This is a genomic window from Corynebacterium choanae (assembly GCF_003813965.1).
GTDB classification, from domain to species: Bacteria; Actinomycetota; Actinomycetes; order Mycobacteriales; family Mycobacteriaceae; genus Corynebacterium; species Corynebacterium choanae.
Genome location: NZ_CP033896.1, coordinates 2,846,353 through 2,871,329 on the forward strand (window position 1 = coordinate 2,846,353; position 24,977 = coordinate 2,871,329).

At 58.6% G+C, this 24,977-nt stretch carries 19 protein-coding genes; 13 read left to right on the forward strand and 6 right to left on the reverse strand.

The window, feature by feature from the left end; genetic code table 11:
* Position 1 precedes the first annotated feature (1 nt).
* The 6 genes from CCHOA_RS10110 (at position 2) to CCHOA_RS10135 (ending at position 6,770) form a co-directional block, all read left to right on the forward strand.
* The gene (locus CCHOA_RS10110; protein ID WP_206425796.1) at positions 2-2,032 is read left to right on the forward strand and encodes a dipeptide/oligopeptide/nickel ABC transporter permease/ATP-binding protein; all 2,031 of its coding nucleotides are present in this window, start codon (positions 2-4) and stop codon (positions 2,030-2,032) included.
* A 5-nt stretch (positions 2,033-2,037) separates the two neighbouring features.
* Positions 2,038-2,862, forward strand: coding sequence for an ABC transporter ATP-binding protein (locus CCHOA_RS10115; RefSeq protein ID WP_123930245.1), 825 nt, complete (start codon positions 2,038-2,040; stop codon positions 2,860-2,862).
* Between the two features lie 205 nt (positions 2,863-3,067).
* A complete protein-coding gene (locus tag CCHOA_RS10120; protein WP_123930248.1) occupies positions 3,068-4,030 on the forward strand; it encodes a dihydrodipicolinate synthase family protein in 963 nt (320 codons plus the stop codon).
* 191 nt (positions 4,031-4,221) lie between these two features.
* Positions 4,222-4,920: an N-acetylmannosamine-6-phosphate 2-epimerase gene (locus CCHOA_RS10125; protein WP_123930251.1), complete on the forward strand. Its 699-nt coding sequence runs from the start codon at positions 4,222-4,224 to the stop codon at positions 4,918-4,920.
* A gap of 325 nt (positions 4,921-5,245) precedes the next feature.
* A complete protein-coding gene (gene glfT1 / locus CCHOA_RS10130; RefSeq protein ID WP_123930254.1) occupies positions 5,246-6,163 on the forward strand; it encodes a galactofuranosyltransferase GlfT1 in 918 nt (305 codons plus the stop codon).
* A gap of 211 nt (positions 6,164-6,374) precedes the next feature.
* Positions 6,375-6,770: a hypothetical protein gene (locus CCHOA_RS10135; protein WP_123930257.1), complete on the forward strand. Its 396-nt coding sequence runs from the start codon at positions 6,375-6,377 to the stop codon at positions 6,768-6,770.
* A 47-nt stretch (positions 6,771-6,817) separates the two neighbouring features.
* On the opposite strand, the gene CCHOA_RS10140 is transcribed toward CCHOA_RS10135, so the two are convergent.
* Entirely contained in the window at positions 6,818-7,363 is a 546-nt protein-coding gene (locus CCHOA_RS10140) for a hypothetical protein (RefSeq protein WP_123930260.1), read from the reverse strand.
* Positions 7,364-7,507: 144 nt separating this feature from the next.
* Positions 7,508-8,335, reverse strand: coding sequence for a DUF6218 family protein (locus tag CCHOA_RS10145; RefSeq protein WP_123930263.1), 828 nt, complete (start codon positions 8,333-8,335; stop codon positions 7,508-7,510).
* A gap of 217 nt (positions 8,336-8,552) precedes the next feature.
* Here CCHOA_RS10145 and CCHOA_RS10150 point away from each other — a divergent pair, with 217 nt between their 5' ends.
* On the forward strand, positions 8,553-8,990 hold the full coding sequence (locus CCHOA_RS10150) for a (deoxy)nucleoside triphosphate pyrophosphohydrolase (RefSeq protein WP_164472471.1): 438 nt from the start codon (positions 8,553-8,555) through the stop codon (positions 8,988-8,990).
* Positions 8,991-9,050: 60 nt separating this feature from the next.
* Here CCHOA_RS10150 and CCHOA_RS10155 read toward each other — a convergent pair whose 3' ends face one another.
* Complete coding sequence (locus tag CCHOA_RS10155) at positions 9,051-9,656, reverse strand: hypothetical protein (protein WP_123930269.1); 606 nt, start codon at positions 9,654-9,656, stop codon at positions 9,051-9,053.
* Positions 9,657-9,726: 70 nt separating this feature from the next.
* Between CCHOA_RS10155 and CCHOA_RS10160 the strand changes: the two genes are divergently transcribed.
* The 5 genes from CCHOA_RS10160 to CCHOA_RS10180 all read left to right on the forward strand — a co-directional run bounded on the left by CCHOA_RS10160 (position 9,727) and on the right by CCHOA_RS10180 (position 18,333).
* Positions 9,727-9,957: a hypothetical protein gene (locus CCHOA_RS10160; RefSeq protein WP_123930272.1), complete on the forward strand. Its 231-nt coding sequence runs from the start codon at positions 9,727-9,729 to the stop codon at positions 9,955-9,957.
* Positions 9,958-10,277: 320 nt separating this feature from the next.
* Entirely contained in the window at positions 10,278-11,744 is a 1,467-nt protein-coding gene (dprE1, locus tag CCHOA_RS10165; protein WP_123930275.1) for a decaprenylphosphoryl-beta-D-ribose oxidase, read from the forward strand.
* A 183-nt stretch (positions 11,745-11,927) separates the two neighbouring features.
* Entirely contained in the window at positions 11,928-12,686 is a 759-nt protein-coding gene (gene dprE2 / locus CCHOA_RS10170) for a decaprenylphospho-beta-D-erythro-pentofuranosid-2-ulose 2-reductase (protein WP_123930278.1), read from the forward strand.
* A gap of 196 nt (positions 12,687-12,882) precedes the next feature.
* Positions 12,883-14,919, forward strand: a complete 2,037-nt coding sequence (locus tag CCHOA_RS10175) for a galactan 5-O-arabinofuranosyltransferase (protein ID WP_123930280.1) — start codon at positions 12,883-12,885, stop codon at positions 14,917-14,919.
* Positions 14,920-14,946: 27 nt separating this feature from the next.
* On the forward strand, positions 14,947-18,333 hold the full coding sequence (locus CCHOA_RS10180; protein WP_123930283.1) for an arabinosyltransferase domain-containing protein: 3,387 nt from the start codon (positions 14,947-14,949) through the stop codon (positions 18,331-18,333).
* 628 nt (positions 18,334-18,961) lie between these two features.
* On the opposite strand, the gene CCHOA_RS10185 is transcribed toward CCHOA_RS10180, so the two are convergent.
* On the reverse strand, positions 18,962-20,092 hold the full coding sequence (locus CCHOA_RS10185) for a glycoside hydrolase family 25 protein (RefSeq protein ID WP_245992136.1): 1,131 nt from the start codon (positions 20,090-20,092) through the stop codon (positions 18,962-18,964).
* Between the two features lie 365 nt (positions 20,093-20,457).
* Between CCHOA_RS10185 and CCHOA_RS10190 the strand changes: the two genes are divergently transcribed.
* Positions 20,458-22,398, forward strand: a complete 1,941-nt coding sequence (locus CCHOA_RS10190) for a M13 family metallopeptidase (protein ID WP_123930286.1) — start codon at positions 20,458-20,460, stop codon at positions 22,396-22,398.
* A 287-nt stretch (positions 22,399-22,685) separates the two neighbouring features.
* On the opposite strand, the gene CCHOA_RS10195 is transcribed toward CCHOA_RS10190, so the two are convergent.
* Both CCHOA_RS10195 and dcm read right to left on the reverse strand, forming a co-directional pair.
* Positions 22,686-23,282, reverse strand: coding sequence for an Eco47II family restriction endonuclease (locus CCHOA_RS10195; protein WP_123930289.1), 597 nt, complete (start codon positions 23,280-23,282; stop codon positions 22,686-22,688).
* 15 nt (positions 23,283-23,297) lie between these two features.
* Entirely contained in the window at positions 23,298-24,593 is a 1,296-nt protein-coding gene (gene dcm, locus CCHOA_RS10200) for a DNA (cytosine-5-)-methyltransferase (protein WP_164472472.1), read from the reverse strand.
* Positions 24,594-24,977: the final 384 nt, after the last annotated feature.

Genomic DNA, 24,977 nt, shown 5'->3' on the forward strand with positions numbered 1-24,977 from the left:
CATGCGTAAACAACTCACCGAACGTCTCTCCCAGCCAGGATTGCGCTTTGGCCGTCTCAAAGCCATGCCGCTTGCCAGCCGAATCTCGCTGCTATTCCTGTCGCTGCTCGTCCTCGTGGCAATTATCGCCCAGCTCGCCAGCTGGGGGATCCTGCCGATTACCGATGTCCCCTACACCCCACTGCACGACCCGTATGCCATCGACATGCCCAACAAGGCACCCAATGGCGACTACTGGTTTGGTACCGACTATCTCGGCCGCGATGTGCTTGCCCGCATGGTGTTCGGCGCGAAAGTCTCGCTGATCATCGGCCTGTGTGCAACCGCCTTCGCCCTGCTGTGTGCCGCAGTGTTAGGTTCGCTGGCTGCAGTGTCAGGCAAATGGGTCTCTGAGATCATCATGCGCCTGCTAGACATCATCATGTCCTTCCCCGGTATCGCCCTGGCGGCGGTGTTTATTGCCGTGTTCGGCAACTCGGTACCGGTACTGATCGTCACCATCGGGTTCCTCTACATCCCGCAGCTCACCCGGGTGGTGCGCGCCAACGTCCTCGACCAGTGGGGCGAAGACTATGTCTCTGCTGTGGTGGTTTCTGGGGCGTCAAAATTCTGGATTTTGACCAAACATGTGGCCCGCAACTGTATCGCCCCAATTCTGGTGTTTGCGACGGTGCTCGTCGCTGACGCCATCGTCTTCGAAGCATCCCTGTCGTTTATCAACGCCGGTGTTCCAGAACCGGAACCATCCTGGGGTTCGATTATTGCCCACTCCCGGCAAGGTGTGCTGGTTGGTTTCTGGTGGGGGGCACTATTCCCCGGCTTAGCCATTATGCTCACCGTGCTGGCCTTGAACATTTTGGCCGAAGGCATCACCGACGCCCTGGTCGCTGCACCATCGAAGGCCGAAGTGAAACCAAGTGATACCGGCAATCGGGAAAAGGATCAGATCCTCACCGATCCAGTGGCCGCCTACCGGGAGCAAAAAGCCTCCCTTGAACAGCGGCTGGCAGACCTGCGCGAAGTAGAGATGCAACGCACCGACCGGTTTGAACCCGATTTAAGCGTGCCACCTCTGCTGGAAGTGAAAGATTTGTGCCTGCGCTTCCCCCGCCACGGCGATGTCAACGTCGTCGACCATGTGTCCTTTAGTGTGCGACCCGGGCAAACCATGGCGCTGGTCGGTGAATCCGGCTGCGGCAAGTCCATCACCTCCCTGGCGATTATGGGGCTGCTCGACAAGGAAGCCACCATCGAAGGTGAGCTGAACTATGACGGCACGAATCTGCTGGATTTACCCCCCAAGCAGCATGCTTCGCTGCGCGGCCACGAAATCGCCATGATCTATCAGGATGCGTTGAGCTCCTTAAACCCGTCGATGCTGATTCGGGCACAGATGAAACAGCTCACCAAACGGGGCGGTACCCGCACCGCGGAAGAACTCCTCGAACTAGTGGGGCTCGACCCGGAGCGCACCTTAGGGTCGTATCCGCATGAGCTTTCCGGCGGCCAGCGGCAGCGTGTGCTCATCGCTATGGCGCTGACCCGCGACCCGAAGCTGGTCATCGCCGACGAGCCAACCACCGCATTGGACGTCACCGTGCAAAAGCAGGTGATCGAACTGCTCAACAATCTCCGGGAGAAGCTGGGCTTTGCCATGATTTTCGTCTCCCACGACCTGGCGTTGGTTGCGGAAGTCGCCCACTCGATCACAGTCATGTACGCCGGCCAAGTTGTCGAACAAGCCCCCACCAAGGAGCTGATGACCAACCCGCAGCACGAATACACGCGTGGCCTGCTCGGGTCGGTGCTGTCCATCGAAGCAGGATCGGGTCGCCTCCACCAGGTGCCCGGTGTGGTGCCAAGTCCGAAAGACTTCCCCGCCGGCGACCGGTTCGCACCCCGATCCTCCCATCCAACCGTCGGCCTCGACACCCGTCCTGTGCTCACCGAACTTCCGGGCGGCAAGGAGCACTTTGTGGCAGTGCAGCCTGGTGAACTTGCCGCTTCGTCGACCGTGCAACGAGGAGAGTAACCGTCATGGCGGAAAACACAACCACCCCCATCATCGAGCTCAAGGACGTCTCGGTGACGTTCCGCTCCCGCACCGGCGGCATTATCAAACCCACCCTGGTGCATGCGGTGCGGGGCGTGAATATGAAACTCATGCCCGGCCAAACCCTTGGCCTGGTCGGCGAATCCGGCTGCGGCAAGTCCACCACTGCGAAAGTGATGTGCGGCCTGCAGCAAGCCACCTCCGGGGAGGTGTACTTCAAAGGTCGTAAAGTCACCAAACGCACCGGCAAAGATCGCGCCCAAATCGGGCGGGTGGTCTCGGTGGTGTTCCAAGATCCGGCCACCGCACTCAATGCGCGGATGCCGATCAGTGAACAGCTCATCGACCCGCTGGTAGTGCACAAAATCGGTGATCAGGCAGCCCGGCAGCGGCGGGTGAAAGAACTCATCAGTTTTGTTGGCCTGCCTGAGCAAGTACTCGCCGCCCTGCCCGGTCAGCTTTCCGGTGGCCAGCGGCAGCGTGTCGCTATTGCGCGTGCCCTGTCGCTCAACCCGGATGCGATCATCGCCGACGAACCCACCAGCGCCCTGGATGTGTCCGTGCGGGCACAAATCTTGAACCTGCTCAGCGACCTGAAACAAGAACTGGGTTTGGCGATGGTGTTTATCTCGCACGACATTCAAACCGTGCGGTATGTCTCCGACACGATCGCGGTGATGAACGGCGGCCAAGTCATCGAGCAAGGTGACGCCAAGTCGATTTTGCGCAACCCGCAAGACCCCTACACCCGCACCCTGCTCGGTGCAGCCCCTTCGCTGCTCCATCCGGCAGAACTCGTCTACAAGTAGCGGCTGCCCGGCCGCACCTGCCACCACACAGCGGCAACAGGTCAACCCAGCGCTGTGCGCTCCACACCGCTGTCAGCTCCCTGCCTTATAGGTCACTCCCGCGACAAGCTGGGGTGGCCTGGGGCGGGCGCCGGTGGCCGGTGTGGTGTTTCCCTTCAAGTTTTTCGTTCCTATTTGTTGTTTACCGAAGAAAAGAGTCATTCTCATGCATACCTTCACAGGTGTTGTTCCGCCGGTTGTCACCCCCCTGCACGCCGACGGCAGCTTTGACAAAGCTTCCTTCACCCGCCTGCTTGACCGGCTCATCGACGCTGGTGTCGATGGTCTGTTCATTCTTGGATCATCCGGTGAAGTAGCATTCTCCGACGATGAGCGGCGCGGGGAAATTATTGCTGCCGCCGTCGACCATGTGGCCGGCAAAGTACCAGTCATGGTCGGCTGCATCGACATGGAAACCAAGCGGGTGATCGCCCACGCCAAGCAGGCGAAAGAACTCGGCGCTGATGCGATTGTCGCCACCGCCCCGTTTTATGCACTCGGCGGGCTGCGGGAAATCGAACGCCACTTCCGGCAAATCCACGCCGCCTGCGATCTGCCACTATTCGCCTACGACATTCCAGTGTGTGTCCACACGAAACTGCCCGGCGCGCTGCTGCTGCAGCTCGGCAAGGACGGGGTACTCGCCGGGGTGAAGGATTCCTCCGGTGACGATGTTTCCTTCCGGTTCCTGGCGCAGGAAAACACTGCCGCCGGCAAACCGCTTGTGCTGCTCACCGGTCACGAAGTTGTCGTCGATGGCGCCTATCTATCCGGCGCTGACGGGGTAGTTCCCGGTTTGGGCAATATTGATCCGGAATCCTATGTCAAGCAGTTCAAGGCATATCAGGCAGGCGACTGGGATGAGGTGCGGCGCCTGCAGGATCATCTCACCGAGCTGATGCGCATTGTGCTGGTCACTACCGGGGCGGTCGGATTCGGTGCCGGTGTTGGCGCGTTCAAAACTGCCCTGGCACTGCTGGGTGTTTTTGAATCCAACCGGATGCCGGAACCAGTGCCCACCCTGGTTGACGACAATGTGCAGGCCATCGCCGATCAGCTTGCCCGCTGCGGTTTCCAGCCCACCCGTACCGCTGCTGAAGTGTCCTGCGGCGAATACGCCGGCGAATAGTTCTGTGCAGCCACCTCCGGGGGGTGCTTTGCAACCCGCGTAGTGCTGCAGTTTCCCCTCCCGCGCAGAGAGTGGCGCAATGCCGCACTGTTCTGCGCGGGTCAAGACTTTGTGCAACCCGCGCATGCCACGTGGCTGCGCACGCGACACGTTCCAACCCTTATCTACACCACCGTTAAAGAAGAAGTGCCATGCTTACCCGTGAAGAACATCTTGCTGCCCTCCGCCACGGTCTCGTAGTGTCTTGCCAGGCATATCCCGGTGAGCCGCTGCGCCGCGCCGATGTGACTGCTGCTATGGCGCAGGCAGTCGTCGAAGGGGGTGCTTGCGCTGTGCGGGTGCAAGGCACCGCCGATATTGCGGCCACCCGGCAAGCGGTCGATGTGCCGATTATTGGTCTGATCAAATACGGTCACGACGGGGTGTATATCACCCCGTCGGTGGCGCATGCCCGTGCCTGTGTGCTCGCCGGTGCTGACATTGTTGCTATTGATGCCACCTTGCGGCCACGTGGAAATAATGAAACTTTCGCGGATGCGGTCACCGCTATTCATGAAGAATTCCCGTGGGCATTAGTGATGGCGGACTGTGCTTCCTTGGAAGATGCTGTTGCCGCCGAGGCTGCCGGTGCCGACATTATCGGTACCACCCTGGCCGGATACACACCCGGCTATGCGCATGCCCGGGAGAAAACTGCCGGCCCTGATGTGGAATTCATCAAGGAAGTGATCGCTCAAGTTCACGCCCCGGTGCTGGTGGAGGGGCGTCTCCACCACCCAGAGGATGTGGAAAACGTTCTGGCACTTGGCGCATATGCGGCCTGTGTCGGCACTGCTATCACCCATCCGACCACAATCACCAGCTGGTTTGTTCCCGGCAGCAACAAGTAGCCAGCACCTACCGCCACCTGGCTGCCCGGCCGGGCGAGCGGTCGCTGATACATCGTTGCCGCCAACACACTGTTGTCTCGCATGCGTGACACTGCTGTGTGCAAGCCCCGTATCGCCGTATGATCGCCGATCGATACAAGGCACCTGGTCGCCACTGGGCATCGGACGACTCGACGCCACCAGTACACTGCCCTGCAAGCTGGTGGCGTTTAGTGTGCTGCAAGTTGGTGGCGTTTAGTGTGCTGCAAGCTGGTGACGTTTAATGTGCTGTAAGACGCTGCAGCCTTCGGCACGCAACCGGCGAACCTGTGGAACAATATCGGGTATGTCGTTTGTTGCTGATCCGAATATCGCAGCTGTTATTGTCACCCACAATCGGCGCGACATGGTCGCCGAATCGTTGCGTATTGTTGCCCAACAGCGCACCGCCCCCCGCTGGATCATTGTTGTCGATAACGGTAACGATCCGGCGGTGCGGGAACTCGTGACAGAGATTTGCGGTGAACGCGGCATCTGGCTTGGCAGTGCCACCAATCTTGGTGGCGCCGGTGGTTTCGCATACGGGTTTCTCCACGCCCTCGCACTTGGTGCCGATGCGGTGTGGTGTGCCGACGACGACGGGCGCCCCGCTGACGATACAGTCTTAGGCACTCTGCTGGAATGCGCCTACCAGCATCAGCTTGACGAAGTTTCCCCGGTGGTTGTCGATAAACAGCAGCCCGAACTGTTAGCGTTCCCGCTGCGGCGGGGCACCACGTGGCGCCGTACCCGGGCGGAACTTATCGACCCGCAGCAGCAAGAATCCAATCTGCTGCCAGGGATCGCCTCCTTGTTCAATGGGGCGTTGCTCTCTGCCACAGCCTTAGAGCGGATCGGGGTACCCGACTATCGACTGTTTATCCGTGGCGACGAAGTGGAATATCACCGTCGTCTGGTGCGCAGCGGTCTTCGTTTCGGTACCTGCCTGACCTGCGCATATCTGCACCCGAACGGGTCGGAGGAATTTAAACCAATCCTCGGCGGCCGCATGCACACCCAATATCCGGATAATGCCACGAAACGGTTTTTCACCTATCGCAACCGCGGCTATCTCATGAACCAGCCGGGGATGCGTCGCCTTATTCCGCAAGAATATGCCCGTTTCGCCTGGTTCTTCCTGATTCAACAGAAAGACCCGGCCGGATTTTGGCGCTGGTTTACCCTGCATCAGCAAGGACGCAAGGAACAGTTCCGCCGTCCTTAACCCTGCAGGAACATCACGCAGTAATTTGCTTGGCAACAATTTTTTCCTGGCAAGGGAACCGGTTGCTATCCGCAGCAGACTAACTATTTCAGGCCGGTATTCCTAGCCTGCCAGCAACGAAAATACATCGAGAACATCTTCTCTGCTGGTGGGATACTTACCGACAGCCTACGTTTCGTCATCTACGCCACGTTTGGAGGCACCGCACATTATGGACGAGCATTCCTCGTACACCCCATCCGGATCGATCAATCCCTGGACTATGCCAACCACCGGTATGCAATGGTGTGATTGTGGTGCAGACTGCGAGCTTGAACGAGAAGAAGTCGCGGCAATGTTCACCGACCTCGGGTTTGACGACGGCAATCTTGTTCCGGTGGACGTGGTCGCCGCAATCATTCAACACATTTGGGATTACGAGTCGGTGTGTGTGTTTTTTGTTGACCATCTGCGCCGCAGCCTGAAAGCCATCCACGGCTCGATGGAGACGATGGTGTTGTTTGCTGAGGCAGTCGATATTGTTGGCTATTTCACGAAAACGTGGCAAGGCTGCCCAGAGCTTGACGAATGCACCGACACCATCAATTTTCTTCGGATTTTTGATTAGCACGACCGGGTACAACCGCCCCCAAGCGCGCCCTGTGGGTAGGCAGGCTACTGAGGCTGTGGGGGCGCCGCTGCAGCCGGTTGCAAGGTGGGTGGCGGCAACGGGTGCACGCTGGCGGTGAAGGCGCGATGCGCCAGGGTTTTCAACCTGGTGTTGAGGTGTGGCAAGTCGGGTTCGTCGCGGCCAATGGATCCTTGCGCCCCGACGCAAAGCAGACTGTGTTCTTCTTCCGCGGCGGGAATAGTCAGCACCGCTTCGACGGTTATCGTCCACAATCCCACATCGAAACGGTCCACTGCCGCAGGGGAGGCGAAAAACTCGGCTACCGTGCACGTTTCGGTGCTGTGATCAGCGGGAAGACTGGGAACACTATTCGCGGTGACAGGCGGGGTGGGGGCGAAACTCATCCGGACTGCCTGCCGCAGCAGCGTCATTGGCGCCCCGCCACTGATGCCAATGAGTCGGGAGATTTCTTCCCGGCTGTGCACTATCCCGGCGCGCACAATGATGATCGTGGCTGCCGGTGAGGTGGCATGTTGTGCATGGTGGTGATCCAGGATGGCGACGTCGGCTATCCGCTGATCTGGGCTCATACTGTGTAAGCGTAGCGATATTTCGACGATCCTGACCGCACCGGCAGCTTCCGTGGTGAGGCGAACGCCACCGGGGCGGTGCTCTTCGGCTTCACGGGCATCGGCTGGTTGCGTTGCGCGAGGGGATTATTACCGGCTGTAAGGCTACTGTTGCACCCCTGGCGTCTGTTCGCCGAGGGGTAGTGGGCGCGGATGTTCACCGAAGCTGTCGCGCAGATAGCTGCGCCGCCGCCGGGCTGATTCCACCGCCAACCAGGCGTCAACTATTGCAGCGACTTCCATGGTGGCAACAAAACAGTTGGCGGCCAGTGGTTCCCCGCGGAAACTGGTAGCAAACGGGGCGTTATCAATGGGGGCGATCGGGTCGAAGGCGAATGTTTTCAACAGGGGGGTGGTCATTTTCCCGGTGGTGGCTTTTTCTTCCCGTCGCAGGGTTTTCCGCCGGCTGCTTTCCGCCCGGATGGCCTCGTTGAGCTCGGCGACGCCTGCATTTGCTGCGGCATACACGTCGGCGATACCACCGATTGTGGTGGCGGTTGCAAGCGCTGCCGCAAGCTGCGGGGTGTGCACATTGGTGCGGTCGGTGACGATAACCGCTGTGTGACGCAGCAGTGATTCGAGTTTTTCTTCATCACTGCGATGATCAGCGGTAGCGGCAAGCAGCTGTGCGGTGACTTCGCTGTCCGCGCCTGAGACGTCTGCTGCCGGGTCGTTTTCTGCTGCTGATTGCGCCGGATCAGTGACCTGTTCGACGGGGTGGGATTCCGGCTGCTGTGTTTGCGACTGCCCAATCACCCATGCCCCGTTCAAGCGACCGGTGATGGTTTGCGGCCCGGTGTGTACATGCCACACCACCACCGGCGCGGTGGGATCGTCACTGTTTTGGTCAATCACACTGATTACCGGATAAGAACTTGCCGCCGGTCCTTGCAGGAGCAGTGGCGTTTCGGATACTTGGTCATCGGCTGCCATGTGATTCACTATAGATTGGTGTGCGGTCGTTGCCGCGAGATTGGTAGATGGTGGATACTCCAAGGTGTTGGCCAAACCGTGCCGGGAGCAGGATTTTTCGGCAGGAGTGCAGCCGCTTGGTACGCCTGCCCGAAGCAGGTGCTTGCTTGACTGCACCTGCCGGTGCGGCAACCGCTAGTGTGCAGGGAAATCAAAAGAACGAAAGCGGTGAGGTGTGGTGACAGTATCCCCGGAGCGTGCCGGTGCTGCGCAGCTGATTGTGGTGGGGGCGGTGATCTATGACGCGGCCTGCGATGCGGTGTTGTGTGCCCAACGATCAGCCAAGATGAGCAACCCGCTGCTGTGGGAATTTCCTGGCGGCAAAGTGGAACCGGGGGAAACACCAACAGCCGCCCTAGTGCGGGAACTGCACGAAGAACTCGGTATCGTCGCCACCCTTGGAGCGGCGATCACCACCACTGTGTTCACCGTGGGACAGCGAACAGCAGCACTGCACACCTGGTGGGCAACCATCACCGCCGGGATGCCGCAGCCGCACGAACACGCACAGGTAGCGTGGATTCCCCGCAGCACCCTGCACACGTTAGCGTTTTCACCAGCAGATATTCCCACTGTGCAGCTGGTACAAAATGCACCCCCGGAACAACACCAGTGACCTGCTGCTGCGGCAGCAAACTAGCGAAGATGATGAGCCGTGAGGCGCACAGTGGCCGCGTCACACAATATCGGCAGGATGCTCAACTTCTTCCACCAAGGCACGACCGACCTGCAGTTTCAGCTGGTCAGCACAAGCAACAAGCACACCCGCATCAAGCAGCGCTAACACCGTGTACGGTTTGGTGACGCCGACCTTGCGCAGCAGCTTCGCCAAAGGATAAGACAACAGACGGTCGGCGGCCACACCCAGCAGCAACGACACGCTGATCACACTGCCGGCGGTCAGCAACGATCGCCACGAAAATTGTTCCCCAACGAGCGCGAACTGATCCTTCAACCGGTCGGCGAAAGAGGTGCGGGAAAGACCGGATTCGGCAAAAATCGCGGCGGCTTCTTCCCGAACTTGCTGATCAATATCCACCACCCCAGTGACGTCCTGCTCAGAGGCGCTCAGCACAATCGGATCGGTTTCCATCGTGCGCACGATCAGCGCGGTAGCAACCACCCCGGTGGCACAGGACAGCAAGCCGATAAGCGACCAGCGGCGCGCCGGGGCAGGCACATAGTCGCCAAGTGCAACACTGCCGAGATACGAGCCTGCCAGGGTGAGTTTCACACTGGTGGGAAGGTCGTAGGACTTTTGCGCAAGAAGCCGTTGTTGCATACCAGTCATCCTATAAGGATTGATCCGCCGATGAGTATGGCGGTGGGGCTTGCCCCTAGGATAGGTAACCATGCTGGGAATGTTTAAAAAGAAAAATGACCACGATGTGCATATTGCCGCAGAGAACACGAATCTGCCACTGTCGAATGAGTTGACGCTGATGTTGGCGCAGGAGATCCCGATGCTGGATTCGGTGGCACGTGGCCGGGTGTATCGGATTTTGGAAGCGTATGACGGTCCAACGATTACCCGGCAAGATGATTTGCCGAAAGAAATCCGCGACTTGTTGGATCTGTACTAGGCGCCGACCGGACTCGCAGCTGGTCACAGTGTGCTGGCGGTAGTGCAACTGACCCGCGATCGACACGCACTAGCTGTTACCGGTGTGGCGGACTCGTGCATGCCCACCCACCCAATGTTTGATTGTGTCCGTTTTTGTCCGACTACTTCCGGTTTGTGGTGGGTTTTTCCGGTTTGTGGCTAAGTTCACCGCACTCCTCTTGCCGGCTAGAAATATTGGTGTTGTGCAGCAGTTTTACCTGAGCGGCAGAAGGGGTGTGCGGCTGGCTGTTGGGCGCGGGATTGCCCGGTAGACAACCCAACCGAGTAGCCTGGTGCCCGATGACTAGCACGACGGCCACGTCCAGCTCCGCTGCTTCGAGCGGTGCCTTCGGAGGCTTAGACACAGAAGCGCAGAAACTCACCGGTTGGGGTCGCACCGCCGCCACGACTGCCCAGGTGCTCTCAACGCCGGACTTGGACACTATCGTTGCTGCCGTACAGCAGGTGGCCGATGAAAACTCCACCAAACCAGATCATCTTCGCCGCGGTGTCATTGCCCGCGGCATGGGTCGCTCCTACGGGGATCCGGCGCAAAACGCCGGCGGCCTGGTCATCGACATGCAGCCGTTTAACCGGATTCATTCGATCGACACTGCGACCGCCATCGTCGACGTCGAAGGTGGGGTTACCCTCGACCAGTTGATGAAAGCTGCCCTCCCCTACGGGTTGTGGGTGCCGGTACTGCCCGGTACCCGCCAGGTCACCATCGGTGGCGCGATCGGGCCGGATATTCACGGGAAAAACCACCACTCGGCTGGTTCCTTCGGCGACCATGTTGTTTCTATGGAGCTGCTCGTTGCTGACGGCCGCATTCTCCACCTGGAGCCGGAAGGCACCCCAGATGATCCGGATGCGTCGCTGTTTTGGGCAACAGTCGGCGGCATGGGGCTCACCGGTATTATTCTGCGCGCCCGCATCAAGATGACCCGCACCGAAACCGCGTATTTTATCGCCGACGGTGATCTCACCCAGTCGTTGGATGAAACCATCGAGTTCCACTCCGACGGTTCCGAGAAGAACTACACCTATTCTTCCGCCTGGTTTGATGCGATTTCTGCCCCACCGAAGCTGGGACGTGCCGCCATCTCCCGCGGTTCGCTGGCCACCTTGGCACAGTTGGAAGAACTCTCCCCGAAGCTGGCGAAAGATCCACTGAAATTCAACGCCCCACAGCTGGTGACGGTGCCTGACATTTTCCCGTCGTTCACCATGAACAAACTGTCCATGATCGCCATCGGCGAGCTGTGGTGGCTAAAGTCCGGCACCTACCGCAACCAGGTGCAAAACCTCACCCAGTTCTATCAGCCGCTTGACTTGATCGGCGAATGGAACCGTGGCTACGGCAAGAAGGGCTTTTTGCAGTATCAGTTCGTGGTGCCACGCGAAGCAGTCGAGCCGTTTAAAGACATCGTCCGCGATATTCAAGCCTCTGGCCACTATTCGGCACTCAACGTCTTTAAACTTTTCGGCGAAGGCAACCGGGCACCGCTGTCCTATCCGATGCCGGGCTGGAATGTGTGTGTCGACTTCCCCATCAAGAAGGGTCTTGGCGCGTTCCTGGACGACCTGGACAAGCGCGTCCACGAATTCGGTGGCCGTCTGTATCTGGCGAAGGAATCCCGCACCTCCCCGGAGATGTTCCATTCCATGTATCCGCAGATGGGTCAGTGGCTCGAGACTCGCCGGCGGATCGACCCGAATGGGGTTTTCGCCTCCGACATGTCGCGTCGCCTGGAACTGCACTAGTTCCCCCGTTGTATAGCTGGCACCCAGCGTGGTGCCGGCAATATGGTGCAGCCGTTGCGGGTGACACAGGAGACAAGACCTCTGGGGTTGCCCGCCCTGGCTGTGCTCGACAACAGTGTTGTTGACTGTTTTTTGATGATTCTTCTCGAATGAACTTCTGCTATTTAAGGAATAACGAATACGATGCGTGACGCAGTTGGTAAGGTGCAGCGGATTTTGCTGCTTGGTGGTACTAGTGAGATTGCTCGAGCAATCGCTGTGGAATATCTACACGCCGGCCCGTGTGAGGTGCTCGTCGCTGCCCGTGCAGGTTCCGCCTCGCTGGCTGCAACCCGCACCGAGTTGGAATCCCACGGTGCCACCGTGGTGGAGTATGCGTTTGATGCGCTCGATTTTGCTTCCCATCCGCAGCTGATCGACGACGCGTTTAGCCGCGGCGATGTGGATATTGCGGTTGTGGCCTTTGGCGTATTGGGTGATGCGGAACAATTGTGGCAAGACCAGCCGAAGGCAGTGGAGGCCGCCCAAACCAACTACACCGCCGCGGTGAGTGTGGGTGTGCTGCTGGCGGAGCAGTTTAAACGCCAAGGCCACGGCTCTATTGTGGCGATCTCCTCGGTTGCCGGGGTGAAAGTACGTCGCTCGAATTTCGTCTACGGTTCGACGAAAGCCGGCTTCGACGGGTTTTACACCCAGCTCGGGGAGGCGCTGCGCGGCAGCGGTGCCCAGGTTGTGGTGGTGCGCCCCGGCCAGGTGCGCACGAAGATGACTGCCGACCTTGATGATGCGCCGTTGACCGTCAACCGGGAAGATGTGGCGAAAGCAGCGGTGAAAGCGGTTGAAAACGGTACCCCGGTGGTGTGGTGCCATCCTGCCTTCCAGGCAGTGATGACCGTGCTGCAGCATGTGCCCGCCCCGATTATGCGGAAACTGCCCATCTAGCGTAACGACCACGCCACGGGTTTTTGCACAACCGTAATCTACCCGGTGAGCACACAGCCGATATTTACCTGGTTAGCACCTGTAACGATTCGACCCGCCGCCACAACTGTGGGGCAGTTAGATATCGTTGCAGGTGTTTGCGTATTTCGTCGCGCCCTGCCCGCAGTTGCCGGTGCAATATGCGAAACTTAAATGCATGTCCCATCCAGTCGCTTCCGCTACGACACCACCGACCGTGCAACTGCCGGTTTCTGACCGGCAAGAATATGTCACCGATCTGCCTGGGGTTGGTAAAACCATTGCCAGCATTATTGCAGCAGGGCTGCTGGGCGGATGCGGCACTTTACTGTGCTGGCTGGTGCTGCAGCGCACCCATCTGCCAGCGTTCGGCTCCTCGAATGTGACTCGGGCACTGGCAACCTACGGGTCGGTGTGTGTGGTGCTGATTGTGGTGGCGTTGTGCTGGTGGTGGATTGCCGACGAGCATAAAGATCCCGCCGGTGATGATCCAGCAACGTTTTCCGACGATTTCCGTTTCGCACCGGTGCGTCCCCGCTGGCGGGTGTGGCTCACCACCGGATTGTGTTGGCTTGCCCCAGCAGGGCTGGTGGTGACTTGTTTGGCGATCCCGTTGGCGGCTACCCGCCTGTATTTGGATGGGATCACGGTCGATCAAGGGTTCCGCACCCAGTTTTTAACCCGGTTAACTGATTCGTGGCGGCTGTCAGATATGAACTATATCGACATGCCGTCGTTTTATCCGGCCGGCTGGTTTTGGTTAGGTGGCCGGCTCGGCAACCTATTGGGACTGCCCGGCTGGGCCGTGTTTCAACCGTGGGCGCTGGTGTCTATGGCAGCGGCGTGTTCCATGCTGGTGCCAGTGTGGCAGCGGCTCACCGGTTCCCTGCCGGTGGCAGCAGCGATTGCCCTGGTATCCACTGCAGTCGTGTTGGTGGTTTCCGCGGAGGAGCCATATGCGGCGATTGTGGCCGCCGGGATTCCGGCAGCTACCGTGCTGATTCGCCGGGCGATGGAAGGACACCGGGCGGCACTGGTTGGGTTGGTGCTGTATTTGGGGGCATCCGCTTGCATGTACACCTTATACACGGCGGTGATGGCACTGTCGGTGATGATTTTCAGTGTGCTGTTTGCGGTGATCGTCGAAAAATCGTTGTGGCCGGTGCTGCGGATGATTGTCGTCGGGGTGGCGTCGATGGCGATCGCCGCATTGGTGTGGGCACCATATGTGCTTGCCCGCTACGTCACCGAATTGCCGTCGTCGGGGGCGACCGCCAACCACTATCTGCCCTTTGAGGGCACCGTGGTGCCGCTGCCGCTGTTTTCTTTTTCTGCCATCGGGGCGCTGTGCCTGCTGGGCACAATCTATTTGGTGATGCGCGCCTATGATCCCGATGTGCGCGCCATGGGTATTGCCCTGGTTGTGTTTTACGGCTGGGTGTTGGCGTCGATGATTATCACTATCTCGGGGCGTACCCTGCTGGGATTCCGCATGGATGCGGTAATTACTATGCAACTCGTTACCGCCGGGGTGTTGGCCTTGGCGGAGCTGCGGCTCACCGGGGTGAGCAAACTCTATCCGAATCGGATCTCTACCCAGCTTGGTCGCCGTATCACGGCGGTGATGATGGTGCTGTTGGCGCTGGCCGGGATCGGCTATGTGCAGCTGATTCCGCAGAAGAATGCGCCCGGACTGGATTTGGCGTACACCGACACTGATGGCGCCGGCAACCGGGCTGATCGGAAACCTGCCGACGCTGCCCGCTACTACAGTGAGATTGATGCGTTTCTCCAAAACCATGGGCTTTCACCGGCATCTACAGTGGTGCTCACCGACGAGTTGAACTTTTTGTCCTACTATCCTTATCGCGGTTTCCAAGCAATGACGTCGCACTATGCGAATCCACTTGGCGAGTTTGATAAACGCAATGAAGCGATTGAACAGCTTGCCCTCGACTCGTGGGGGCCGCTGCAGCAGCCGGCCGCATTCCGGACAGCCCTTAGCGGGCTGCAATGGACTGCCCCGCAGGTGATGATATTCCGCGGCAAGATCGACGATTTCGACACCGGCTGGAAGTTTGACTTGGCGGAAGATATTTATCCCAATGATCCCAATGTGCGTTTCCGGGGCGTCTATTTTTCCCCGGCAGCCTTCGCCGACGGGTGGGATGTGTCTCAGATTGGGCCGTTCGTGGTGGCCGTGGCGGGTACTTAGCGCAGTTGTGAACTAGACTAGGGCGCCGTGACTGCCCTTACTGCCACACCAAGCCAATCCACCCCGCCGCGAACAGCCAGCGCGGGTTTGAAACGATTCGCAACCATCGCTGGACTCGTCGGGTTTGTGCTGTTTGTGCTCACCCCATTGTTGCCGGTGCAGCAGACGCAAAGCTCGTTTGACTGGCCAACCGGCGAAGTGTCGTCGGTGACTGCGCCGCTGATTAGCTATACGCCAGAGTCCTTAGCGTTGACGGTGCCACTGTCAGCGGTGAGTGATTTACCGCCCGGGGTGACAACGGTCGTATCGACGTTGCCGGGGGATGCCAAAGAAGCCACGACGCGTGGCATGTTTATTCGTTCCACGGATGGCGATTTGGATGTGGTGATCCGGGACAAGGTGCCGCTGGAGTTGACTGCGGAGACGCTGGAATCACTGCCCGCTGAGGCAATGCTGTCGATTTCTTCCACATCGAAAGCAACCACGTTGCGCCTCACCGGGGTGTCGGCTGCGGTGGCTGCACAATACGACACCACTGTGGATGAAGATGTGCGCCCCCAGCTCACCGGTATTTATACGGATCTGCCCAGTGATGATTCCGAGTCGTTGATTGCGGCCGGGCTGGCCGCCCATGTAGAGATCAACTCCCGGTTTACATCCTCGCCGTCGCTGGTGAAATATGTGGCGATGATCGCCGGGCTGCTCAGCCTGCTGGCTTCACTGTTTGCATTGGCGAAAATTGATGCGCTGGACGGGCGGGGGCATCGCCGGTTCTTCCCCGCGAACTGGTTCCGCCCCACCGTGTTAGATGGCCTGGTCGTTGCTGGGTTGTCCTATTGGTATGTGTTCGGTGCGAATACTTCCGATGACGGCTATTTGTTGACGATGGCCAGGGAGTCCCAGCCGGCCACCTATATGGCGAACTATTACCGCTGGTATGGCGTGCCCGAGTCGCCATTTGGTGCCCCTTACTATGATCTGCTGGGGTTGATGACCCAGGTGTCGACCACTTCAATGTGGATGCGGCTGCCGGGCTTTTTCGCCGGGGTGCTCACCTGGTGGCTGATTACCAAAGAGGTGCTGCCAAGGCTGGGGGCAGGGATTGCGGGGCGGAAGGTGGCGCATTGGACTGCCGCTTCGGCATTCCTCGCGTTTTGGATGATCTACAACAATGGGCTGCGCCCGGAGCCGGTGATTGCGCTTGGCGCCCTGCTGACCTGGTTGTCCATTGAGCGGGCGATCGCCACGTCACGGCTGCTGCCGTTTGCGGTTGGCGTGATTGTGGCAACGTTGTCGCTGGGTGCAGGCCCAACCGGGTTGATGGCGGTGGCCGCCTTGTTGGCTGGATTGTCTTCCCTGATCCGGATTGTGTACCGGAAACTGCCCCAGGTTGGCTGCCAGCCGGGTGCCACCCGCCGCCAGGTGTTTGCCGGTGCTGCCCCACTGTTGGCGCCGATTTTAGCGTCCGGTACCGCGATTTTGGTGGCCGTGTTTGGTGATCAAACCTTGGCGACTGTGCTCGAGTCGATTCGGGTGCGCGGCTGGATTGGCCCTTCCCTGAAGTGGTATGAGGAATGGGTTCGCTACTACACGCTGATGCTGCAGAACCCGGATGGTTCGTTTACCCGCCGTTTCCCAGTGCTGATGCTGTTTTTCTATTTGGCGGTGGTGTTGGCGAGTGTGTTAAAAAATGGGCGGGTGCCAGGTTCGGCGCCAGGTCCTGCAAACCGGCTGCTGCTGGTGTTCTTTGGCACATTGTTCTTTATGATGTTCACCCCCACGAAGTGGACGCACCACTTCGGGGTGTATGCCGGTATTGGGGCGGCGCTGGCAGGGCTTGCCGCGGTGGCGGTGAGCCAGTTTGTGCTTGCCCGGCCGCGTAATAAGACACTGTTTATTGCCGCGATTTTGTTTGTGCTCGCGTTTTCCCTGTCGGGGACGAACGGCTGGTGGTATGTGTCGGCCTTCGGTATCCCGTGGTATGACAAGACGGTGCAGTATCACCATGTGCAGGCCACCGACATTATGTTGGTGATCGCGTTGATTGTGCTGCTGGTTGCAGCTGTGCAAAGTTTCCGCTCCGATGTGGCGCAGGCAAAATATGCGGCCACCCATCAGGGGCAGGCATTGCCGGCGCCGAGAAGGCGTGCCCGCAGCCGCCGTTTCGACGGACTGGTTGCCGCCCCACTAGCGGTGGCCACCACGCTGGTGGTGTTGTTCTCGATGGCGAGCCTGGCGAAGGGATTTGTTGCCCAATATCCGGCGTATTCGGTGGCATTGGGTAATCTTCGCTCCCTGACAGGGAACACCTGCCAGTTGGCCAGTGATGTGATGGTGGAAACTAACACGAATGATTCCTTCCTCACCCCGGTGGGTGGGGTGCCGCTCGGCGATTCGCTCAACGCCGGTGATCTGCGCGGTTTTGAGGCAAACAAGCTGCCGCCGTCAATTACCGATGAACTGTCCCAGGAGCCGATTCCGACGAATACTGCTGGCGCCCAAACCGGGGTGACTGACGGGTCGAACGATCCGGAGCTGGCCGGTCAGGCCAGCGGGAAAGAAGGCGGTATCCGTGGGGAGGTCGGGATTAACGGCTCTGTGGCGCAGCTGCCATTTGGGATCGACTACCGGCAGGTGCCAGTGGTCGGCTCGTGGACTGACGGTCCCCAATTCCCCGCCGAGGACACCACCGTCTGGTTTACGCTGCCTGCCCGCAGCGAAACCACCCCGCTGCTGGTGGTTAGTGCCGCCGGCCGGATTGCACACCACGACTACAACGGGGTGGAGCAGGACGGTCAAAAACTCGTCATCGAATACGGCACCATGGATGATCGGGGTAATGTCACCGACATCGACGAAATTGAACCGTTTGATGTGGGCAAATCGCCCCAGTGGCGCAACCTGCGCATCCCGTTGGATGCCATCCCGGAATCGGCCAATGTGGTGCGTATTGTGGCCAGTGACTTGTCACTCGACAAAGACCAGTGGCTGGCGTTCACCCCGCCGCGGGTTCCGGAACTGCAATCGCTCAACGGCTATATTCCGGCGAATTCGCCAGGCCTGATCGACTGGACTACGGCACTGCAATTCCCCTGCCAGCGTCCCTTCTTCCACTATGCCGGGGTCACCGAAATCCCGCAGTGGCGGATCAGTCCTGACCATGAGGCGAAAGAAACCCACTCCCAGTGGCAGGGCTACGACGGTGGCGGCATCATGGGTGTGGCGCAGGCAGTTGCCTCCTCCATTGAGATTCCTACCTATCTCAACGAGGATTGGCATCGTGACTGGGGTTCCCTGGAACGGTATGTGACCCGCGGCAATAATCCGCAGCCAGCTGACATTAAGGAAAACACTGTCACCCGTACCGGCTGGTGGTCACCAGGTCACATGTGGCTGCCGGAAGAACGCGGCTAAGCCCCAAGCGAACCCTGCCGCCGGCACCGGCATAGCAGGGCGGAGGCACCATAGTTTCACCCCGCCGGGGCGAACCATCCAAACAAGGTCGGTTCGTATCGGCGGGGTTGTTCATTTCTGGGTGCAGCACCGCCACACACCAACCCACCCCGGATGGCCACCGACCGCAACCAAGAAGTACAGCACAGCCGGCCTAGCTGATCACACCGTAGATGCTCATCAACCCCAACGATGTACTGCTGATGGGTGTGCTCGTCCGGCACCGGCATGACCAAGCGTCGAAGTCGCGCTTCCCCAACGAGCGACGTGATCCTCGCCGGGGCGGGTTGCTCACCGTTGGTAGATGCTAATGCTGGGCTATCCCCGAAAAGGAGCGAACACATGCCCTGCACGGCCTACTGGGTGAGCAATGCGCCGGATTCTCCTGGTAGTGGAAACCCCATCACCTTCAAGGATGCGAAGCGAGTATCGCCGCAACGCGAACGGCCACGCCGCGCCTTCTTCCCCAAAGGCGCGACGTGGCCGTGCACGTTATCGCAACGCTGCGCGGTGCAATGATCTGGCAGCGTGTATTCGACAAGGCTGCCTTATTCACCTTGTTAAGGTGTGCGGCAAGCCTGCGGTGAGGCTAGTCCAACGCGGCTTTCGCCCGTTCCACCTCGGTTGCGAGTTTTTGTGCGTTTTGCAGCAGGATCATCAGATCCCCGATGGTGAAGTCACCTTCCGCCGCCATGGTCTGCAGGTCACCGATGGGCAGATTCCCCGATGCGAGCAGCGACTGCACCAGATCGGCGATCGCATTCGCCGGCCCTAAATCAAGTCCTTGTGAACGGGCAAAGGTCACCAGTGCGCCAATGCCGATCACCCCGGCGGCAACCGCAAGAATGGCACCAACGAGTTCCCGGTTGTTTTCGCCGAAGGCTTTGAGTTCCATCGCAGTGCCAATGACCCGATCCGGGGAGATTGTGCCTTCAATAAGCGTGCCAAGGGGCAGATCAAGGCCGGCGACAAAGTCATCAAGCTGGCTGGGTGAGCCGTTGAAGTAGTTAAAGTCGGCAACCCCAACAATGCCCGGGATTTTCGCTTTGTCGGACTGCTGCCAGAAAGTCATATAGTTCCAGCCGCCGGGAATATCGGTCGGCACAGTTTCCTGATAGGCGGCCAGCCACAGTGGATAGTTCGTGAAGCTGGTGGTGTTGGCCATGTTGTGCTGCCAGAAGTAGCGATAGGTGTAGACGATCGGTTTACGGCCGGTAAGGGTTTGCAGCTCAGTGAGGAATTCTTGCGTCCAAGCTGTCAGTTGGCTGGGGCTTAAGCCTTCGTCAACTTCCAAGTCAAGCACTGGGGGCAGCGACGGTTGTGGCTGTGCCACCAATGCTGCGGCATATTCTTTCGCCTGCAACGTCGCGCTCTGGGAGGGGCGGGCATAGTGGTAGGAACCGACGATAAGCCCGTTTGCGGCGGCCTGTTTCGAGTCGGCAATAAAGTATGGGTTGACATAGCCTAGGCCTTCGGTGGCTTTGACAAAGGCAAAGTTGTTGCCTGCATATTTCACCTGTGACCAGTCGATGGCGGCGCCACCGACGTGTTGCCAGGAGGCCACGTCTGGACCGGTGGGATAGTCCCCCTCGAATGCGCCGACGCGTGATGCGTTAGTAAGTCCGGCAACCAGTGCAATCACGGTTACCACTGCGGTCATCACCACTGCCACGGTGCGCCGGGTGGGCGCGGCGGCAGACTTGCCCCACAAAAATTCCATGCTGAATAAGCTACATGACTGTCACAGTTTTCTCATCTTTCACACCAATCACATCAGCATCAGGCGGATGGGTTGCCGCCTTTTCCCTGGTATCGGACGTGCTAGCCAAACGACAGTGCCCTCCAAGCGGGGGCAATCGCCATCTGTGCTCATCCACCACGTGCCACCCACACAGCACAACTCGCAGCCCACTCGACCGACCCTCTGCCTTCCCCACCCCGAGCATCCCAAAGACACGTGCCGCGTAGCAGTAAGCCGACTTATCAGTGGCCTGCTTGTCCACTGCGGGTCGGGCTTTTTACGCCCTCAGCGAACAACAGTGCTGGCTACAAGCGACACACCACCGCCACGGTATTGTGGGGAACATGAAAGACCTCTACACCTTTATGAACGGCACCTATCTGGACGAACACGTCATCCCCGACGATCGGGGTATCGATGGCATGTTCGTCCAGTTACGCGACAAATCCGAAGAAGACATCCACACCCTGCTGAAAACCAACGAAGGCCCAGCCGGTGTGCTCTACCGCAGCTTTATGGATGTTGCCGCCATCAACGCCGCCGGCACCACCCCAATCCATGGCCTGCTCGACGAGGTAGTGGCTGTAAGCGAGGCAAGTCAACTCCCAGGTCTGTTCGGTAAACGGGATCGGGAAGGCTACGGCGCCCCCCTGGGGGTGTTTACCGCCAAGGCACCCGACGATGAGATGGAAGTGCCCTATCTTGTCCAGTCTGGACTTTCCCTTCCCGACGAGGCCTACTATCGCGAAGAAGCACACGCCGAAATCCGCGCCAAGTTCCAGCAGCATCTCGTGCGGATGCTCGGCTTCCTGCCGGAACAGTATCTGCTCGGCAAGTCGGTGGAAGAAGCAGCCCAAATCATCTTCGACCTGGAGACTGCGATCGCTTCCCACCACTGGGATGTGGTGACCTCCCGCGATGCGTTGAAGACCACCAATCCGATGGACTCCTCTGAACTGCCCTTAAGTGCGCAGACCATCCTGGAGGCTATGCGAGTTCCCCAGGGGCGGGTCATCAACTGCATGCCAAGCTACTTCATCGAACTCGATGGATTGCTCAGCAAGGAAGATCTGCTGGCCTGGAAGCTTTACCTCATCTGGCACACCCTGTCCGGTTCCGCCGCAATGCTCACCGAAGAGATCGCCCGGGCAAACTTCGACTTCTACGGCCGGGAACTCGTCGGCTCCACCGAGCAGCGGGAACGCTGGAAGCGGGCGGTCAGCCTCGCAGAGAGCAAAGCCGGCGAAGATTTGGGCAAAGCCTATGTCGCCGAGCACTTCCCACCAAGCCACAAAGCAGAAATGGAAGAGCTCGTCCGCTACCTGCTCGCCGCATATAAAGAGCGGATCGAAAAGCTGGAGTGGATGACGCCTACCACTCGGGAAAAAGCACTGGAGAAACTCTCGAAGTTCCGGGCGAAGATTGGCTATGCCGATAAGTGGCGCGACTTCTCCGGGCTGCAGCTCACTGAAGGTGGCGCACAGCTGGTAGAAAACGTTCGCCTGGCATCTGTGTTCAACCACGACTATGAGATCGCCAAGCTGGGGAAACCAACCGATCGCGATGAATGGTTGTGCACCCCGCAAACCGTCAACGCCTTCTATAATCCGAGCGTCAACGACATCACCTTCCCTGCCGCTATTTTGCAGTGGCCGTTCTACGACCCAACCAGTGATGCCGCAGAGAACTTTGGTGGCATTGGTGCAGTGATCGGCCACGAGATCGGTCACGGCTTCGACGACCAGGGCAGCCAATATGACGGTATCGGCAACCTGGAATCGTGGTGGACTGATGAAGACCGTGCTGCATTCGAAGCACTCACCTCGAAACTGGTCGGCCAGTTTGAAGGTCTCGTACCGCGTGCCCTGCGTGAAGCGGGTATCGAATCGAGTGGCGTCAACGGCAAGTTCACCCTCGGGGAGAACATTGGCGACTTAGGTGGCCTCGGCATTGCGGTTGTGGCCTACCGTAACTGGCTGAAAGATCAGGGACTCACGTTTGCCACTGCCCCATCGTCGACCACGAAGGCCGAAGGTGCTTCCCCAGAGGTTGAAGGTCGTGAGTTCACCGGTTTGCAGCGGCTATTTATGGCCTATGCCCGGGTGTGGCGGTCGAAGGTTCGCCCGGAATATGCCGCCCAGGCGCTGGCTATCGATCCGCACTCCCCTGCCGAGTTCCGCTGCAATGTTATTGCCGCCAATGTCGACGAATTCTATGAAGCCTTCGATGTGGAAGAAGGCTCCATTGTCTGGCTCGACCCGCAGGATCGCGTCACCATTTGGTAGGAGCCATCCACCGGCTCACCAGGCTGATTGCCTACAACCACTAGCACTGCGCTGGTGTTAGTTATCCCCCCACGCAGCGTTGCCTTTGATACCGCTTAACGGCGGAAAAGGGCAACACTGTGTGGGGTATGTTCGTGCATGCAAACCCTGGTGGCAGAATCAGTATCCGGCGATGCTGCGAATGTTAAAGCGACGAGTTTCCAAACTTTACCGTGGGGAACGCGGTTTGAATAACCTCCCTGAGCTTTGGATCAAGTCTGGTCTCATAGTAGTCAGCTACGTATCGTTCAAATGCCGTCATGAAGTCGGCAAATGCTCCAGGTTCTCCGGTGCTCAACGCAAATAGCTCCGGTGCGCCGATGACCCGAATCGACTTCGCCAAACCCGAGCTTGTTCGGCGTCCAAACACCGTGGTAGGGACGTTTTTGGATGATCTGGATTAGATACTTGTCATAACCTTTATAGGCACTTTGCTTGTGCAGAGCCTGAAAGTTCTGGAACAGGTTAGCTGCGGAACTCGAGTTCATTGTGTTGTATTTTGCTTTGACTTCACCGACAACGGGTCGCTTGCGCGGACCAAATGGTTCACGGTGAATGACATCAAACGCCTCACCATTTCGCCCCGATGATTCCCAGCCGGGAAGTCCTCCGATGATTTCTTGGTGGAAGGCCCCCAACCGGTTCGTCAACGTTTTATTGAACGCACGCTGGTTCTCCTTCCCTAGCCAACCGGCGTAACCGTCACCACTGCTATAGCCCTCGACCAAAGCACTGAACGGGTCTTTGATTTCTTTATTCCCAGGATTGAAGTTGAGAAGGTTGTCGATCTGGCGCTGCAAAAAGCCCGGTTCGAAAAACGGCAGATCAAGATAGTCATAACTCATGAGTATTGGGATTCCCTACATCGTGGATTGGACATATTCCTCTTCGCGAGCCGCCTCAATAAAGTCAGCATTCGCAGCCACGGCAGCCTCGTCGATCATTGCTTCGACGCATTTTCCAAGGTAATACCCAAGATTCACCGGTACGGCATTGCCGATTTGTTTATAAGCCGCACCCATTCCCCCTTGGAATTCCCAGTCGTCGGGGAAGGTTTGGATGCGGGCATATTCCCGAATGTTTAACGGTCGGGTTTCTTCCGGATGGCAGCGCTCAGTTTGTTTTTGGGCGGGTGAACAGGTCAAGGTCAGCGACGGTTCATCCCAGGACAAACGCCTAGCCATGCCCGTCTTCCCGCCGGAAAGGTGAAATGATCCACCGAGATAACGCTGCTGTTCTTCGACGGGCAGATCACGCCAATAGCCGCCCGGTGGTACTTGTTCCAGAACGCGTCGTTTCGACTCCGGATAGGTCGCACCGGGTGATTGTGGTCGATCCCCGATCGCATCCCACAGACTGACGATATAGCCGCGTTCTTTAGGGAAGTACAGGGTAGAGCCAATATCATTGCGCACGCCCATGATGATGAGACGTTCCCGCTTTTGGGGAACATCGTGATATTGCGAGCGGACAACCCGGTAGCCGAAGGTGTAGCCAACCCCGTTTTCGTCGGTAATGGCCTGCAATGTATTGCACATGGTGGCCAGCGTTCGCCCACGGTCGTGGCGAAGCAGCCCTTTAACATTTTCCCCGATAAATGCCTTCGGCATAGTTTCCTGGATTGCGCGGGCGAACTCGAAAAAGAGGGTGCCGCGGGTATCGGCAAAACCACGGGAGTGGCCAGCGTAGCTAAAAGCCTGGCAGGGAAAACCACCTTCAACGAGGTCAACTTCCCCGCGGTAGGGGCGGAAATCAAGGTTAGCTACGTCCCCTTCGATGACGTTCCAGTCTGGTCGATTCGTCCGTAGCGTTGCGGAAGCGTGCGGGTCGAGTTCCGCAAGGAGGATGTGGTCGAATCCAGCGTGGTCGAGACCAAGGGCTGTTCCACCACCACCGGCAAACAGGTCAATTGCCCGCAGACCATGCCGATTGTCGTCGCGGTAGATAGTGAAGGATCGTTCCCCCTGACCGGTGGAGCGGGATTGCTGTTTCGCAATGACTCGCGTGATTTCGTCGAGATCGAAGAGACGGTGGCCACGGGGGGATCGACTGGCGCGGATAACCCCGCTTTTATCCCATCGGCGCAGCGTGTCTATTGATACGTCGAGTATTTGTGCCGCTTCAGAGATTGGCAACCGTTGTTTCACTTGAGTCACGCCAGCGAGCGTACCGAAAAACCCTTGCCTATGTAAAGGTTATCTCCGAGCGATAGGTTCATTCCCAGGCTGTGCTAAAACTCTTTGATCGTAGTAGCAACCCCGCACGCAGGAACTCCCCCTATAGGAACGCCTGTTCGATCTCCCGACCATGCACTGCGGTTTTCCCATTTCAGCACGCGTCATTGTGTGCAATCCGTCACGTTGGATATGGCAGCTTATGGGTACCGGCCACATTCCTATCCCCTTTACTTACCGAGTAAGTCAGGGTAACTTACTCGGTAAGTTACTGAGTAAGTTACCCGGTATGCACTACCCAGCAGCACCACAAAGACCATAGACAAAGCACTGCCATGCTGTTGCTACCCGGTGGTGCGCTGGAGC

Excerpts from the sequence above, each read along its gene's own strand:
- CCHOA_RS10110 (WP_206425796.1), top strand. The coding sequence starts at position 2 with ATGCGTAAACAACTCACCGAACGTCTCTCCCAGCCAGGATTGCGCTTT.
- CCHOA_RS10115 (WP_123930245.1), top strand. The coding sequence starts at position 2,038 with ATGGCGGAAAACACAACCACCCCCATCATCGAGCTCAAGGACGTCTCG.
- CCHOA_RS10120 (WP_123930248.1), top strand. The coding sequence starts at position 3,068 with ATGCATACCTTCACAGGTGTTGTTCCGCCGGTTGTCACCCCCCTGCAC.
- CCHOA_RS10125 (WP_123930251.1), top strand. The coding sequence starts at position 4,222 with ATGCTTACCCGTGAAGAACATCTTGCTGCCCTCCGCCACGGTCTCGTA.
- glfT1 (WP_123930254.1), top strand. The coding sequence starts at position 5,246 with ATGTCGTTTGTTGCTGATCCGAATATCGCAGCTGTTATTGTCACCCAC.
- CCHOA_RS10135 (WP_123930257.1), top strand. The coding sequence starts at position 6,375 with ATGGACGAGCATTCCTCGTACACCCCATCCGGATCGATCAATCCCTGG.
- CCHOA_RS10140 (WP_123930260.1), bottom strand. The coding sequence starts at position 7,363 with ATGAGCCCAGATCAGCGGATAGCCGACGTCGCCATCCTGGATCACCAC.
- CCHOA_RS10145 (WP_123930263.1), bottom strand. The coding sequence starts at position 8,335 with ATGGCAGCCGATGACCAAGTATCCGAAACGCCACTGCTCCTGCAAGGA.
- CCHOA_RS10155 (WP_123930269.1), bottom strand. The coding sequence starts at position 9,656 with ATGCAACAACGGCTTCTTGCGCAAAAGTCCTACGACCTTCCCACCAGT.
- CCHOA_RS10160 (WP_123930272.1), top strand. The coding sequence starts at position 9,727 with ATGCTGGGAATGTTTAAAAAGAAAAATGACCACGATGTGCATATTGCC.
- dprE1 (WP_123930275.1), top strand. The coding sequence starts at position 10,278 with ATGACTAGCACGACGGCCACGTCCAGCTCCGCTGCTTCGAGCGGTGCC.
- dprE2 (WP_123930278.1), top strand. The coding sequence starts at position 11,928 with ATGCGTGACGCAGTTGGTAAGGTGCAGCGGATTTTGCTGCTTGGTGGT.
- CCHOA_RS10175 (WP_123930280.1), top strand. The coding sequence starts at position 12,883 with ATGTCCCATCCAGTCGCTTCCGCTACGACACCACCGACCGTGCAACTG.
- CCHOA_RS10185 (WP_245992136.1), bottom strand. The coding sequence starts at position 20,092 with ATGGAATTTTTGTGGGGCAAGTCTGCCGCCGCGCCCACCCGGCGCACC.
- CCHOA_RS10190 (WP_123930286.1), top strand. The coding sequence starts at position 20,458 with ATGAAAGACCTCTACACCTTTATGAACGGCACCTATCTGGACGAACAC.
- CCHOA_RS10195 (WP_123930289.1), bottom strand. The coding sequence starts at position 23,282 with ATGAGTTATGACTATCTTGATCTGCCGTTTTTCGAACCGGGCTTTTTG.